This is a genomic window from Streptomyces sp. NPDC028305 (genome assembly GCF_055569495.1).
This window is the reverse complement of record NZ_JBVHTN010000002.1, coordinates 598,203-612,880: the sequence shown is the minus strand read 5'-3', so window position 1 is coordinate 612,880 and position 14,678 is coordinate 598,203. Positions and strand designations below refer to the sequence as shown.

10 protein-coding genes are annotated in these 14,678 nt (G+C 73.0%); 6 read left to right on the top strand and 4 right to left on the bottom strand.

What is annotated here, in order from left to right; genetic code table 11:
• The first annotated feature begins 159 nt into the window (after nucleotides 1-159).
• On the top strand, nucleotides 160-2,313 hold the full coding sequence (locus ACZ4WQ_RS09360) for a hypothetical protein (protein ID WP_398374389.1): 2,154 nt from the start codon (nucleotides 160-162) through the stop codon (nucleotides 2,311-2,313).
• Nucleotides 2,314-2,331: 18 nt separating this feature from the next.
• Here ACZ4WQ_RS09360 and ACZ4WQ_RS09355 read toward each other — a convergent pair whose 3' ends face one another.
• Nucleotides 2,332-3,138 (bottom strand): SAM-dependent methyltransferase, encoded by an 807-nt coding sequence (locus ACZ4WQ_RS09355; protein WP_398374388.1) that lies wholly within the window; start codon nucleotides 3,136-3,138, stop codon nucleotides 2,332-2,334.
• A 267-nt stretch (nucleotides 3,139-3,405) separates the two neighbouring features.
• Here ACZ4WQ_RS09355 and gndA point away from each other — a divergent pair, with 267 nt between their 5' ends.
• From gndA to ACZ4WQ_RS09340, 3 genes are all read left to right on the top strand, one after another.
• Nucleotides 3,406-4,845, top strand: a complete 1,440-nt coding sequence (gene gndA, locus ACZ4WQ_RS09350; RefSeq protein ID WP_311723329.1) for an NADP-dependent phosphogluconate dehydrogenase — start codon at nucleotides 3,406-3,408, stop codon at nucleotides 4,843-4,845.
• Between the two features lie 151 nt (nucleotides 4,846-4,996).
• Nucleotides 4,997-5,830, top strand: coding sequence for an alpha/beta fold hydrolase (locus tag ACZ4WQ_RS09345; RefSeq protein WP_398374386.1), 834 nt, complete (start codon nucleotides 4,997-4,999; stop codon nucleotides 5,828-5,830).
• 184 nt (nucleotides 5,831-6,014) lie between these two features.
• Nucleotides 6,015-7,139, top strand: a complete 1,125-nt coding sequence (locus ACZ4WQ_RS09340) for an IS701 family transposase (protein WP_398374385.1) — start codon at nucleotides 6,015-6,017, stop codon at nucleotides 7,137-7,139.
• Here ACZ4WQ_RS09340 and ACZ4WQ_RS09335 read toward each other — a convergent pair.
• Entirely contained in the window at nucleotides 7,046-9,127 is a 2,082-nt protein-coding gene (locus ACZ4WQ_RS09335; RefSeq protein ID WP_398374383.1) for a helix-turn-helix domain-containing protein, read from the bottom strand. The genes ACZ4WQ_RS09340 and ACZ4WQ_RS09335 overlap by 94 nt on opposite strands.
• 256 nt (nucleotides 9,128-9,383) lie before the next feature.
• On the opposite strand from ACZ4WQ_RS09335, the gene ACZ4WQ_RS09330 reads away from it, so the two are divergent.
• Together ACZ4WQ_RS09330 and pabB are read left to right on the top strand one after the other, a co-directional pair.
• Entirely contained in the window at nucleotides 9,384-10,160 is a 777-nt protein-coding gene (locus ACZ4WQ_RS09330) for a 50S ribosomal protein L11 methyltransferase (protein WP_398374382.1), read from the top strand.
• Nucleotides 10,161-10,206: 46 nt separating this feature from the next.
• Nucleotides 10,207-12,342 carry an aminodeoxychorismate synthase component I gene (gene pabB / locus ACZ4WQ_RS09325; protein WP_398374381.1) on the top strand — a complete coding sequence of 712 codons (2,136 nt, stop codon included), beginning with the start codon at nucleotides 10,207-10,209 and terminating at the stop codon, nucleotides 12,340-12,342.
• Here pabB and ACZ4WQ_RS09320 read toward each other — a convergent pair.
• Complete coding sequence (locus ACZ4WQ_RS09320) at nucleotides 12,326-13,498, bottom strand: transaldolase family protein (protein WP_311723335.1); 1,173 nt, start codon at nucleotides 13,496-13,498, stop codon at nucleotides 12,326-12,328. The two genes, pabB and ACZ4WQ_RS09320, sit on opposite strands and share 17 nt — an antisense overlap.
• 6 nt (nucleotides 13,499-13,504) lie before the next feature.
• Entirely contained in the window at nucleotides 13,505-14,674 is a 1,170-nt protein-coding gene (gene metK / locus ACZ4WQ_RS09315) for a methionine adenosyltransferase (protein ID WP_361186391.1), read from the bottom strand.
• Between the last annotated feature and the right edge of the window lie 4 nt (nucleotides 14,675-14,678).

The window sequence follows — 14,678 nt, the reverse complement described above, 5'->3', positions numbered from 1 at the left end:
GCGGTAGGGAGCCACGGCGGCGCCGGGCCGCCGCATCGCGGCCGTGGCTCCACCGCGCTCGGCCGGTGCTGTCAGAACCATTGCCCCCGTGGCGAAGACGTTGTTAGCTTGCGCCCGCCGTAAAAACGATTCAATCAGCGACACGGCGGGAGTCGAACCATGGCAGTCAGCCGTCGGACCTTCGTACGCACCGGCATGACCGGTGTCGCCGCCGCGGTCACCGCCGGCCTGCGGGTCGGCGACGCCGCCGCCCAGCCGTCGCCGCGGCGGCCCGGCGGGATCGACCGGCGCGCCCTCGTATCGCGTCATGATGTGGTCCGTACGGCGAGCGACCCGAAGACGCCGCTTCAGGTGGGCAACGGACAGCTCGCGTTCGGCGCCGATGTGACGGGGCTCCAGACCTTTCTGCCGTTCGGCACCCTGTCCGACTGGGGCTGGCACAGCGACGCGCTTCCTGACGGTCAGACCCCGTCGGACTTCGCCGGACAGGTGTGGGACACCCATGGCCGGCCGGTCCGTTACGACATCCCCGACCCGGAGCGCCCGGCCCTCTCCGAATGGCTGAGGGCGAACCCGCACCGGATCAATCTGGCCCGCATCGGTCTGCGGCTGCTGCGCGCCGATGGCACCGAGGCGGTCGAGGCCGATCTGAGCGACTGCCACCAGCGGCTCGATCTGTGGACCGGAACGCTGCACAGCCGGTTCACGCTCGACGGCAGCCCGGTCACGGTGCGGACGAGCTGCTGCCCGGATCTGGACGCCATAGCCGTGCGGATCGACTCCCCGATGGTGGCCGACGGCCGGCTCGCGGTGTTCATCGACTTCCCCTACGCCAGCGGCGCGGAGAAGTTCTCCGCCCCCTTCGTGGGCGTCTGGGACCGCCCCGACGCCCACACCACACGGCTGCGGACCCGCGGCCCCCGCCGCGCGGACATCACCCATGAGCTCGACGACACCCGCTACGACGTGGGCCTCGTCTGGCGGGGCGGCGGGAGAGAGCCGGTGCGGGTCGCCGGCCACCCGCACCGGTATCTGCTGGGCGGCAGTACGGGCACCCGGCTGGAGGCCACCTTCCTCTTCGCGCCCCGCCAAACCCCCCAGGTGCCCCATGCCGCGGCGGTCGAGGCGGCCGGCGCCCGGGCCTGGCCCGCGTTCTGGCGCTCCGGCGGCGCCCTGGATCTCTCCGGATCCACCGATCCCCGGTGGCGGGAGCTGGAGCGCCGGGTGGTGCTGAGCCAGTATCTGCTGGCGGTCAACGAGGCCGGCAGCACCCCGCCGCAGGAGTCCGGGCTGGTCAACAACGGCTGGTACGGCAAGTTCCATATGGAGATGTACTGGTGGCACGCCGCGCACTACGCGCTGTGGAACCGCTGGCCGCAGCTGGACCGCGGGGTCGGCGTCTACCGGAGCTTCCTCGACTCGTCCCGGGAGCGGGCCCGGCGCCAGGGTTATCAGGGCGCGCGCTGGCCCAAGATGACCGATCCCGGCGGCCGCCAGTCGCCCGGCGAGATCAACGCGCTGCTGCTCTGGCAGCAGCCCCATCCGATCTTCCTCGCCGAGCTGGACTACCGGGCGCACCCGACCCGCGCCACCCTGGACAAGTGGCGCGATGTCGTCTTCGCCACGGCCGACTTCATGGCCTCGTACGCCTTCGAGGACGCCGGCCGCCAGGTGCTGGGCCCGCCCATGCATCTCGTGTCCGAGAACAGCGACCCCAAGGTCACCGTGAACGGCGCCTTCGAACTGTCCTACTGGCGCTTCGGACTGCGGCTGGCGCAGCGGTGGCGCGAGCGGCTGGGGCGGCCCGCGGACCCCGGCTGGGAGAGGGTGCTCGACGGGCTGTCACCGCTGCCCGTCCAGGACGGCGTCTATGTCGTGTACGAGGGGGTGCGCGGGATGTGGACGGAGTACATCTTCGACCACCCCTCGCTGGTCGGGCTCTACGGCTGGCTCCCCGGGCACGACGTGGACCTGGACATCATGCGCGCCACCGCCCACAAGGTGTGGCAGGTATGGGCCTGGGACGCGGCCTGGGGCTGGGACTTCCCGATGCTCGCGATGAACGCGGCGCGGATGGGCGAGTCCGACCGGGCCGTCGACTTCCTGCTGCACGAGAAGTTCGAGTTCGACGACGCCGGGATGCCGCTCGGCGGCTCCCGGGTCGCCACTCCGTACTTCCCGGGCGCGGGCGGGCTGCTCTACGCGGTGGCCCTGATGGCCGCCGGCTGGGACGGCGCCGGGAAGGACGCGCCCGGATTCCCGTCCGACGGGCGGTGGCGGGTGCGGTGGGAGGGATTGGGGCGCGCCCTGTGAAACCCGGGAAAAGGCCGGCTACGGCTTTCTGGCCACACCGCCGTACATGGAGACCTCCGCGTCCGTGAGCTCACCGAGCGAAGGGTCGTCGGGACGCCAGCGGTGAATCGGCACCACGCCGGGCTCGACCAGCTCCAGCCCGTGAAAGAACCGTTCGATCTCCTTCTTCGGGCGCTGCCGCACCGGAACCCGCGATGCCGCGTAGACGGCTGCCGCGCGCTTCATCTCCTCGGGGGCGAAGTCCGCGGTGCCGTTGGTCAGGGCCAGATAGCTCCCCGAGGGAAGGGCGCTCACCAACTCGTCGAGGATGGCGTAGTGGTCGTATTCCGGGGGGACGAAGTGCAGAATCGAAATCATCATCAACGCCACCGGTTTGCTCATATCCAGCGTCTCGAGCAGCTCGGGAGCGTTGAGGATACTGCCGGGATCCCGCAGATCGGCCTCCGCGTAGGCCGTCTTCCCCTGAGGATCGCTGGTCAGGAGGGCGCGGGCGTGGGTCAGCACGATCGGGTCGTTGTCCGTGTAGACGATGCGCGACTCGGGGGCGATCTGCTGGATGACCTCGTGGAGGTTGGGCGACGTGGGAATCCCGGTCCCTATGTCCAGGAACTGGCGGATCCCGGCCTCTTCGGCGAGCATGCGCGCCGACCGGCGCATGAAATAGCGGTTGTTCTTCGCGATGGTGCGCGCGTTCGGCAGGACGAGTAAGACCTTCTCGGCCGCCTTCTGGTCCGGAGGGTAATTGTCCTTTCCGCCCAGGAAGTAGTCGTACATGCGCGCCGAATGCGCACTCTCCGTGTCTATCTCATCGGCGGACCAGCCCATGCGGGACAACCCCACTCCGTTTCTTCGCCGTGACAAGTTGTTGAGGTCTGAACAAACCCCGGCCGCACGGCGGAGCCGCACATCAATGCCGCCGAACGGGCCGGGTGTCTCGGCCTCAGTATGTCGCAACAAGGCAAGTAAATTCGCCGAATTGACGCGGCTCGCGCCTCCGGTGCCCCCGCGTCGAGACGACCGGGCCTCCGCTCCGTATCTGGTGACACGGGATCGCCCGACCCCCGACCACGCGAGACAGTCAAGGACCTCCTCATGAACGCATCCGCTTCCATCGGCGTCACCGGCCTGGGCGTCATGGGCCGCAACCTGGCCCGCAACTTCGCCCGCCACGGCTACACCGTCGCCGTCCACAACCGCACCGCCGGCCGGACCCGCGCCCTGGTCGAGGAGTTCGGCGACGAGGGCGCCTTTGTGGCCGCCGAGTCGGCCGACGACTTCGTGGCCGCGCTCCAGCGCCCCCGCCGTCTGGTGATCATGGTGCAGGCGGGGGGCGCCACCGACGCCGTCATCGAGGAGTTCGCCCCGCTGCTGGAGCCCGGTGACATGATCATCGACGGCGGCAACGCGCACTTCGCCGACACCCGCCGCCGCGAGGCCGCGCTGCGCGAGCGCGGCCTGCACTTCGTCGGCACCGGCATCTCCGGCGGCGAGGAGGGCGCCCTCCACGGCCCGTCGATCATGGTCGGCGGCTCGGTCGAGTCGTACGCCGCGCTCGGCCCGATGTTCGAGAACATCAGCGCCAAGGTCGACGGCGAGCCATGTGCCACCCACATCGGCGGCGACGGCGCCGGACACTTCGTCAAGATGGTCCACAACGGCATCGAGTACGCCGATATGCAGCTCATCGCCGAGGCCTACGACCTGCTCCGCCAGGTCGCCGGCTACGCCCCCGCCGAGATCGCCGACATCTTCCGCACCTGGAACGAGGGCCGGCTGGGCTCGTATCTGATCGAGATCACCGCCGAGGTCCTCGCCCACACCGACCCCGCCACCGGCGGACCCTTCGTCGACATCGTCGCCGACGCCGCGGGACAGAAGGGCACCGGCCGCTGGACCGTACAGACCGCCCTCGACCTGGGCTCCCCGGTCACCGCCATCGCCCAGGCCACCTTCGCCCGCGCCGCCTCCGGCCAGGCCGACCTGCGCGCCGCGTACGCCGGGCTGCCCGGCGGCACCACACCCCCGCTCAGCCGCTCCGAGGCCACGCGGTTCACCGCACAGGTGGAACACGCCCTGTACGCGTCGAAGGTCATCGCCTACGACCAGGGCTGGAAGATGATCCGGAGCGCCGCCGCCGAATACGACTGGAAGATCGACCTCGCGGCGGTGGCCCGGATCTGGCGCGGCGGCTGCATCATCCGCGCCTCCTTCCTCGACCGCATCCGCGCCGCCTGCACCGCGGACCCGGACCTGGTCAGCCTGGTGTCGGAGAAGGAGTTCGCCGCGGAGATCGGCGACGCCCAGGTGCCCTGGCGGGAGACGGTCGCCTCCGCCGCCCGGCGCGGCATCCCGGTGCCCGCCTTCTCCGCCGCCCTCGCCCACTACGACACCCTGCGCGCCGACCGGCTGCCCGCCGCCCTCCTCCAGGGCCAGCGCGACTACTTCGGCGCCCACACCTACCGGCGCACCGACCGCCCCGGCGCCTTCCACACCCACTGGTCCCGGCCCGACCGCCCGGAGACCACGGCCTGACGGCGCCGCGGATCGGCACACCGGCCGCGGCCCGCGCGCCGCGCCGGTGTGCGTGGCCGGCCGGATCGCGGGCAGACTGGCACGGCGCCCGCCCGCGGCACCGGGCCGGCGCGAGTACCTACGCTCGGAACGTGAGAAAGGAGCCGGGATCTTGTGCGCCTGGCAGTTGCGGGAGGGTCTGCGGACCGCGTCGGGGACCGTCCGGTGGGATGAGTACGGAGAGGCGGGCGGGGAGCCGGTCGTGCTGCTGCACGGGACGCCCTTCTCGTCGTACGTGTGGCACGAGATCGCCCCCGCGCTCGCCGCCGAGGGATACCGGGTCCTGATCTGGGACATGGCGGGCTATGGAAGCTCCGACCAGTACGCCGGGCAGGACGTCTCGCTGCGGGCCCAGGGCGAGGTGTTCGCCGAACTCCTCGCGCACTGGGGGCTGGACGAACCGTCCGTGGTCGCGCATGACTTCGGCGGCTGCGTGGCGCTGCGCGCCCATCTGCTGCACAAGTCCGGCTATCGGCGGCTCGCACTGGTCGATCCGGTGGCGCTGGCCCCGTGGGGATCGCCCTTCTTCCGGCTGGTCGGCGAGAACACGGAGGTCTTCGAACAGCTGCCGGGAGCGCTGCACCGGGCCCTGGTGCGGGAGTACATCGGCTCGGCGAGCCACCGGGGGCTGCGCCCGGACACGTTGGAGGCGCTCGTCGCGCCCTGGGCGGGCGAGGAGGGGCAGGCCGCCTTCTACCGGCAGATCGCGCAGGCGGACCAGCGCTACACCGATGAGATCCAGGGCGCGTATCCCACGATGCGGCTGCCGGTGACGGTGTGCTGGGGCACCGAGGACACCTGGATCCCCTTCGCCAAGGGCGAGGAACTGGCCTCGCTGATCCCCGGCGCACGGCTGCGGCCGATCCCCGAAGCCGGCCACCTGGTGCCGCTGGACGCGCCCGCGGGGTTGCTGGGCGCGCTGCTCGCCTTCCTCAAGGAGTCGTGAACGGGGTCTCCCGGAGGGGCCGTGAGGCAGGGGTGGTGGCCCGGTCACCGGGGCGTGGGCGGTTCGGGCGGGTTCTCCGGCCGTCGCGGGGGCGGTGACGGTGGCGGGGCCACCACCCCTGCCGTGCCGCCGTGTACCGCTCGCACCTCGTGCGCGGCACGCCGGGCGCGAAGCCTGGTGAGGTATGAAGGACATCACGCCCGACCTCTGCGCGGCCCTGTTCACCGGGTTCCGCCGTTACGACCAGCGTATCCGCGCCCGGCAGTACGTCGACGGACTGCTCAGCGCTCCGGGGCGCAAGTCCATCGCGAACATCGCGGCGGCCGTCGGCGGCCCGGGCGACGAGCAGCGGCTGCACCACTTCGTCAGCGACTCGCGGTGGAACTGGGACCCCCTGCGCAGCGCCCTCACCCGCACGCTTGAGCAGCGCGCCCGGAGCGCGGTGTGGGTGGTCAGGCCGGTCTCGATCCCCAAGGCCGGCGAGCACAGCGTCGGGGTGGGCCGGCACTTCTCCGCGGACGCCGAGCACGTGGTCAACGGTCAGCAGGCCTACGGGATCTGGTTCGCGTCGCGGGAGGCGGCTGTGCCGGTCAGCTGGCGGATGCGGCTGACGGGTCGCTGGGGCCGGGAGCGGAGCTCCGGCGACGAGGGGGTCTCGGGGCTGCTGGCCGACGTCCGCCGCTGGGGGGATCCGCGGCGCCCGGTGCTGCTGGACGTCGGGGATGTGCCGGAGGCGCCCGCCCTGGTGTCGCGCCATCTGCGCGAGGGATGTCCGCTGGCGGTCCGGATCGGCGGTGGTCTGCCGCTGACGCCGGTGCGGCCGACGGTGGCCGGGGCGGGACGGCGGGCCGTCCCCGCGCGGCGGATTCTGGCGACGGCCCGGCGGCTTCGGGCGACGCCCGTCACCGGTGGGCGGGGACCGGGCAGCGTGGTGACGGCCCGGGTGCGGCTCCCGGGCGTCGGCCTCGCGCAGGAGCCGCTGGTGCTGTTCGGCGTGTGGGACGGGACGGCGGTGGCCGGGTCACCGCCCGGGCCGTCGGAAGTGTGGCTCACCAACATGGGCACCGTGTCTCCGGGCGCGCTGTGGTCGCTGACCCGGCTGCCGCACCGGGTGGCGGAGGGCTGGCGGACCCGGGGCGCGGCGGTGGGGCTGCGCGACTTCGAGGGCCGGTCCCTGGCGGGCTGGCACCGCCATATGACGCTGGCGTCCTGCGCCTACACGATCCTGTCGCTGCGGGCCGCGGCACCGTCCTCCCCGTCCCTCGCCCCGCCCGTCGCCCCGGTGTCCCGCGTCAGGTCCGCGGCCTGACGCTCGGGCGGCGAGGCAGATGAGGCCGTCGTGGCGCTGTCCTCGGTCGCCGTCGAGGCCGTCCGGTCCGTGCGGTGTCTGCGGCGCAGCACATGACGGGTGTGGTGGAGCCGCAGCGCGAGCTGCATCTCCAGCGCCCGGTCCGGACGCGACCAGTCGGGGCCGAGCAGCGCCGCCACCCGCTCCAGGCGGCGCGAGACCGTGTTGGGGTGCACATGCAGTTGCTCCGCGGCGTTGGTCGGGCTGCCCCCGGCGGCGAAGTAGGTGTCGAGGGTCCGGGTCAGCTCCGTCAGCCGCTGTGCGTCGTACTCGAGGACGGGGCCGATGGTCGCCATGACGAAGGTGTTGGCGTCGCTGTCGTCGGAGAGCAGCATCCCGAGGAAACCGAGGTCGCGCACGCAGGCCGCGGACCCGATGTTGCCGAGCGCGAGCAGCGCGTCCAGGCAGCGGGTCGCCTCGGCGTGCGCCTCCCGGATCAGCTCGAGTCCGCGGACCGGTCCGCCCGCGCCGACGGTGACGGGGTCGCCGAGGTGCCGGGAGAGCTCCTCGGACACGGCGCGGGCGCAGTGGCCCGCGGCTTCCGCGGGGTCGTCGGCGGGCACCGGCAGCAGCAGGGAGATGCAGCCGTTCTGCACGCTGCGCAGCCCGCCCTTGCGCCGCGCGTACGAGGCGGCCCAGCCCACCGCGCGCCCGGTGGTGCCGCCCTCGGGGCGCACCACGACCACGACCGCGGGCTGCTCGGGGTCGAGTCCCAACCGGGCGGCGCGCAGGGCGAGTTGCTTGAGCGGGCGCCGGGTCACCGCGAGGAGGTCCTCGAACAGCTCGTCGCGGAACGGCCCCGCGGCCGCCTCCTCGCCGCGCTGCACCTGGAGCAGGACGGCCACGGCCTGCGCCGCGAGCCGCAGCCGTCGTACGCCCGCCTCGTTCAGCGGCTCGCCCGGGCGCAGCCGCAGCTCGGCGAGCTCCTCGTCGCCCGCGGTGACCGGGGCGAGCCAGGTGGACGAGGCGGCGGCGACCCGGACGGGGGTGGGCACCGGCGACGGGTTCCCGTACGCCGTGCCGGCCGCGTGCGGCACCTCTGCCTCGTCCACCGGGGGCAGTTCGCCGACCGTGGCCAGCCGCCGGTGCTCGGTGTCCCTGACCTCCGCGGCCCCGTCGAAGGCCGTCGCCACTTCGGTGAGCAGGGTGTCCAGGTCGACGCCCGCGAGGGCCAGGTCGATGAGCCTGCTGTGCACCTCGCCGAAGCTGCGGAACTCCGTGAGGTCCTCGACGTCCGAGTGACGGCGCTCAAGCGTCCGGGTCTTCTCTATGGCCAGGGCGGCCAGGTCGCCCAGCGAGCTCATCAGCGCCACCTCGCCGACACTGAAGTGCCGTATGTTGCGGTCGGCCGCGTACAGCACGCCGAAGGTCTCCGCCCCGTAGGTCAGCGGTGCGGCGATGATCGCGCGCAGGCCCTCCGCCCGCACCACCTCGTCGAGGACGGCGGTGTGCCGGATCCCGTCGTCCGCCAGGTAGTCGGGGGTCCAGATCGGCACGCTCTTCTCGGTGGCCTCCTCGCCCACCCCGGCGTCGCTCGGCACGCGGTAGCCGACGGTGAGGGCGGAGGCGTGGCCGTCGGCCGTCCGCACATAGCTGTCGCCCCGCTCGCGGTCCCGGAAGCTCACATAGGACATGTCCATCTTGAGCAGGGTGCGGGTGCGGCGGGTGATGGTCCGCAGCAGGGCGTCGAGGTCGTACGGGAGCGTCAGGTCCCGCGCGATGTCCACGAGGGCGGACAGCTCGGCCTCGCGCTGCTGTCTGCGCGCGAAGTGGGCGTGGACCTCGTGTGCGAGGCGCTCGGCGCGCTCCAGCCGCTCCGTCCTCGCGTGGCCGCGGGACACCTGCTGGATGCGGTCGGGTGGCGCCTCACCGGCGAGGAGTTCGAGCAGGGCGAGCACGGCATCGGTCTCGGACTCGGGCCCCGGCAGCCCCCGGTCGGCTGGCCGCACGTCGCGCCTCCCCACTCACCCCGTTGATGATGTCGCCCCGCGGATCGCGCGGCGTAGAAGAACGCTTTCCCCGTGTCTCGCAGCTTCTCCTCAATGTAACGCAGGTCACTTGCGCGCAGTGTGGTGATCTCACCACCGAAATCCTCAGCTCTGTCCCCGGATCACCTTCCTCGGCCACGCGGGTGCCGAGAAAGGTGAAAGGGGAACGGCTCATCGAGCGGTCCGCGAACCGCGGCCGAGTCAGGAGGGGTTTTCGATGCAGTACGGACAGGACACCCGCGGGATCCGCAGTCACATCCGGTCGCTGGAGCGCAGCCGCGCCTCGCGGACCCGGCCTGACCGCCCCCGTGAGTTCACCATGCTGGGCCGCGAGTGGGAGCTGCTGGACGATGTGTTCGCCCCGCCGTACTCGCCCTCGACCGGCGTCGCCGCGGACTTCCTCGGCCTGGGTACCCCGCTGCCGCAACGGAAGGCGTCGGCCGGCGGGTCGCTGCTGGAGATCGGGTGCGGCAGCGGTGTGATCTCGGTGCAGGCCGCGCTCGGCGGCCACGCCACTGTGGTGGCAGCGGACATCAACCCGCTCGCCGTGGAGAACGCCCGCGTCAACGCGGCGCGGCACGGCGTCGAGGACCGGGTGACGGCGGTGTGCAGCGATCTGTTCTCGGCGCTGGGGGGCCGGCGGTTCGACCGGATCTTCTGGAGCTCCAACTATGTGCGGGCGCCCGAGGACTACGCCTACGGGTCGATGCACGAGCGCGCGTATGTGGACCCGGGCTACCAGGCCCACCGTCGCTATCTGTCGGAGGTGACGGACCATCTCACCGAGGGCGGCAGGGCGCTGCTGCACTTCTGCGATCGCGGCGAGCCGGACGCCCTGCGGAGCATCGCGGCGGAGTGCGGCCGCGAGCTGCGCACGGTGCGCAGCCGCACCGTGCTGGAGGGCACCGATCCGATACGGCATGTGCTGCTGGAGATCCGCCCGGCGACCACTCGCCCGGCGCGCGGCCGGAACCGCCGGCTCGTCCGGGTGTGAGAGCGAAGAACCGCACACGACACGGCACTCGGGAGGCTGGGCACGCATGCGTACGCTGCTGATCGACAACCACGACTCGTTCACGTACAACCTCTTCCACGATCTGGCCCGGGTCTCCGGCCGGGAGCCGGTGGTCGTCACCCATGACGACCCGCTCTGGCGGACGGCCGATCTCGCGTCGTTCGACCGGGTCGTCATCTCCCCCGGCCCCGGACACCCGGGCCGCCCCGCCGACTTCGGCATCTGCCGGGAGGTGGTCGGGGCCGTCCTGCACGGCGATGTGGACGTCCCGCTGCTCGGCGTGTGCCTGGGACACCAGGGGGTGGCCCTGGCGGGCGGCGCCGTGGTGGGCCGGGCACCGGAGCCGTGGCACGGGCGGGTGTCGTCGGTGCACCACACCGGGGAGGGCGTGTTCGCCGGGGTGCCGAGCCCGTTCGACGCGGTGCGGTACCACTCGCTGGCCGTGACCGACCTGCCGGACGGCTTCGAGGCGACGGCCTGGACGGCGGACGGTGTGCTGATGGGGCTGCGGCACCGGGAACGGCCGCTGTGGGGAGTGCAGTTCCACCCCGAGTCGGTGGGAACCGAGCACGGCCTGCGGCTGCTGGAGAACTTCCTCGGACCGGAGGCCGGCCGGGCGCGGCGCGCGGCCCCGGCCCGCCGGGCGGCGCCGCGCCCGCGCGCAGCCGTGATACGCCGACGGCTCGAGGTGCACCTGCGCCGGTTGCCGACCCGATGGAGCGACGAGGCCGTGTTCGCGGCGCTGTACGCGGACAGCCCGGAGTCGTTCTGGCTCGACAGCAGCCGCACCGACGACGCGCTCGGCGGCCGCTTCTCGTTCATGGGGGACGCCTCCGGGCCGCTCGCCCGGGTCGTCACCGCGGACGTCGGCAGCCGCACGGTGCGCGTGCGCTCGGCCGACGGCGGGGACACCGTCGTCACGGGCGGCTTCCTGGACTGGCTCGATCAGGATCTGCGGTCCATGGCGGTCACGGCGCCGCCCCGCCTGCCGTTCGGGTTCGCCCTGGGCTGGGTGGGCTGCCTCGGTTACGGACTCAAGGCGGAGTGCGGGGGCGAGGCGGCGCACCAGTCGCCGGAGCCCGACGCCGCGATGGTCTTCGCCGACCGGGCCGTGGTGTTCGACCACCGTGAGGGCACCACCTATCTGCTGGCGCTGGCGCCCGAGGGCGACGCGGCCGAGGCCGCGGCGTGGCTGCGCGACACCGGGGAGCGGCTGGCCGGCCTCGCCGCCGCGCCGCCCATGCCGCCGCCGCGGCCGGCGCCCGCCGGCGGTTTCGCGGAGATCACCCTGCGCCACGACCGCGACGCCTACCTCGCCCTCATCGAGCGCTGCCAGGAGCTGATCCGCGCCGGCGAGTCGTACGAGATCTGTCTGACCAACATGGCCGAGGTGCGGGTGCGGCTCGACCCGTGGGAGGGGTACCGCCGGCTGCGCGCGGCGAGCCCCGGAGCCCACGCGGCCTTTCTGCGGTTCGGCGACCTGTCCGTGCTCAGCAGCTCGCCCGAGCGCTTTCTGCGGGTGGGCCCGGACGGCACGGCGGAGTCGAGGCCGATCAAGGGCACCCGGCCGCGCGGCGATTCGCCCGAGCGGGACCGGGCCCTCGCCGAGGAACTGCGGAGGGACGAGAAGGAGCGGGCGGAGAACCTGATGATCGTGGATCTGGTGCGCAACGACCTCGGGCGATGCGCGGAGATCGGCTCGGTCGAGGCCCGCGAGGTGTTCTCGGTCGAGACCTACGCGACGGCGCACCAGCTGGTGAGCACGGTCCGCGCCACACTGCGGCCGGAGTGCGGCCCGGTGGGCTGCGTCCGCGCCGCGTTTCCCGGCGGCTCGATGACCGGCGCGCCGAAGGAGCGCACCATGCGGATCCTCGACGAACTGGAGGGCGGGGCCCGCGGGTTGTACTCCGGGGCCATTGGCTACTTCTCCCTGCTGGGCGCCGCCGACCTGAGCATCGTGATCCGTACGGCGGTGGTCGCACCGGACCGGGTGCGCTACGGCGTCGGCGGCGCGATCACCGCGCTGTCCGACCCGGCGGCCGAGTACGAGGAGACCGCGGTCAAGGCGGCGCCGCTGCTCGCCCTGGTGGGCGGCGCGTTCCCGGGCCGGCGGACGGAGACCGCGGACCGCCCGGGTCCGCTGGTCAGCCGTACGCCCTGACCGAAGGCGTCTCGCGGACGGCGGCGAGCAGGCCGTCGCCGTGCCGCCGCAGCCGCCGTACGCGGTGCTCGGTGAGCTCGCCGGCCAGCCGGTCCACGGCCACGCCGCGCTGCCGCAGGAGCGCCCGGAACTCCCGCGCCGTGGGGCCCTCTCCGGTGAGCGAGTCACCGTCCGGCGCGGCGCGCGCGGCGACCTCGGTCAGGATGCCGGGGGCCAGCAGATGGGCGGTCCGCCAGGCCACGATCTCCTCGACGTGCCGGATCCGCCCGGCCGTGTCGAGGTCGGCCGCGGGCCGCTCCGCGTCGGCGCCGGACCACCCGATGCGGTACGGGCGCGCCCCCGCCCGGCGCAGCGCGCCCCAGCGGCCGCTGTCCAGGGCGCGCTCGTGGATGTCGTACACGCCACGCGCGAGGGCGAGCGCGGTGCGGCCGCGCAGCGGGCCGGCGGCGTTCCCCCCGGGGCTCCTCGCCAGAGCCCGGTCGACGGCCCGCTCCACGTCGGCCACTTCGACGGTCACGACGCAGACGTGGCGGGAGAGGTCCCGTCCCGTGCGCAGCGCGTGCTCCAGCCCCTGCCAGTAGGCGTCCAGGACGTCGGTGTAGCGGTCCACCGAGTGGACGAGGGCCGCGTTGACGCCGATGCCCTCGGCCGCGCAGACACTCACCAGGTCGGTCCCGGCGTCGGTGGCGGGCACCCGAATCAGCAGGTTGGGGCGGTTGACCACGCGGGCGAGCGACTTCGCCGCGGCGAGGGCCGAGGGCGTGTCACGGCCGGTGTCCTGGGGCAGGTCCACGCACACCCAGCCGTCGAGCCCGTCGGCCGCCGCGTGCACGGGGGCGAGCAGGTCGCACGCCCAGCGGGCGTCGTGCGAGAACAGGGCCCGCACGATCGCCTCCGGTGCCGTGCGGCGGCGGGCGAGCGTGTCGATCTGTTCGCGGTACGGGTGCCCCGTACGCGCCCGGACCTCCCGCAGCACCGGCGCCGCGGACAGCACCGCCCCGGTCACCGCCCCGCCGCGTACCCAGGTCGCGAACGACCCGTCGGCGAGCGCGGATCTGGTGAGCCCGTCGAGCCAGACGGACACCCCCTCCGCGGCGAGGCCGCTCAGGACGGGGCTCGCGGGCCGCGCGGAGCTCCCGGACCTTCTCTGCGTCATGGCGGATCACCAGGTGCCGTGCGCATGGCCGCGCAGGGCGTCCACCCGGTCGGTGCGCTCCCATGTGAACTCGGGCAGCTCGCGGCCGAAGTGGCCGTAGGCGGCGGTCTGGGCGTAGATGGGGCGGAGCAGGTCGAGGTCGCGGATGATCGCGGCCGGGCGCAGGTCGAACACCGCCCTGATGGCGTTCTCGATCCTGGCGGTGGGCACCGTGTGGGTGCCGAAGGTCTCCACGAACAGGCCGACCGGCTCGGCCTTGCCGATCGCGTAGGCCACCTGCACCTCGCAGCGCGTGGCCAGGCCGGCCGCGACCACGTTCTTCGCCACCCAGCGCATCGCGTACGCCGCCGAGCGGTCGACCTTGGAGGGGTCCTTGCCGGAGAAGGCGCCGCCGCCGTGGCGGGCCATGCCGCCGTAGGTGTCGATGATGATCTTGCGGCCGGTCAGGCCTGCGTCGCCCATCGGACCGCCGATCTCGAACCGGCCGGTCGGGTTCACCAGCAGCCGGTAGTCCTCGGTGTCCAGCTTGATGCCGTCCTCGGCCAGCCCCGCCAGCACATGGTCCACGACGTGTTCACGGATGTCCGGGGTGAGCAGCGCGTCGAGGTCGATGTCGGAGGCGTGCTGGGACGACACCACGACGGTGTCCAGGCGCGCCGGCCGGTCGCCGTCGTACTCGATGGTGACCTGGGTCTTGCCGTCGGGGCGGAGGTAGGGGACCGTCCTGTTCCGGCGGACCTCGGACAGGCGCCTGGCCAGCCGGTGCGCGAGATGGACGGGCAGCGGCATCAGTTCCGGGGTCTCGTCGGTCGCGTAGCCGAACATCAGGCCCTGGTCGCCCGCGCCGCCGGTGTCGACGCCGAGGGCGATGTCCGGGGACTGCGCGCCGATCGACACCGACACGCCGCAGGAGGCCCCGTCGAAGCCCTTCTTCGAGGAGTCGTAGCCGATCTCCAGGATCTTCTCGCGGACGAGTTGCGGGATCGGCGCGTAGGCGTTCGTGGTGACCTCGCCGGCCACCAGGACCAGGCCGGTCGTGATCAGTGTCTCGACGGCGACCCGGGACGCCGGGTCCTCGCGCAGGAGCGCGTCGAGAATCGTGTCGCTGATCTGGTCCGCGATCTTGTCGGGATGACCTTCGGTCACGGACTCCGAGGTGAACAGACGACGGGACATGGCG

What these genes read in the sequence shown, in the direction of transcription:
- ACZ4WQ_RS09360 (WP_398374389.1), top strand. Translation starts at nt 160, where the DNA reads ATGGCAGTCAGCCGTCGGACCTTCGTACGCACCGGCATGACCGGTGTC.
- ACZ4WQ_RS09355 (WP_398374388.1), bottom strand. Translation starts at nt 3,138, where the DNA reads ATGGGCTGGTCCGCCGATGAGATAGACACGGAGAGTGCGCATTCGGCG.
- gndA (WP_311723329.1), top strand. Translation starts at nt 3,406, where the DNA reads ATGAACGCATCCGCTTCCATCGGCGTCACCGGCCTGGGCGTCATGGGC.
- ACZ4WQ_RS09340 (WP_398374385.1), top strand. Translation starts at nt 6,015, where the DNA reads ATGAAGGACATCACGCCCGACCTCTGCGCGGCCCTGTTCACCGGGTTC.
- ACZ4WQ_RS09330 (WP_398374382.1), top strand. Translation starts at nt 9,384, where the DNA reads ATGCAGTACGGACAGGACACCCGCGGGATCCGCAGTCACATCCGGTCG.
- pabB (WP_398374381.1), top strand. Translation starts at nt 10,207, where the DNA reads ATGCGTACGCTGCTGATCGACAACCACGACTCGTTCACGTACAACCTC.
- ACZ4WQ_RS09320 (WP_311723335.1), bottom strand. Translation starts at nt 13,498, where the DNA reads ATGACGCAGAGAAGGTCCGGGAGCTCCGCGCGGCCCGCGAGCCCCGTC.
- metK (WP_361186391.1), bottom strand. Translation starts at nt 14,674, where the DNA reads ATGTCCCGTCGTCTGTTCACCTCGGAGTCCGTGACCGAAGGTCATCCC.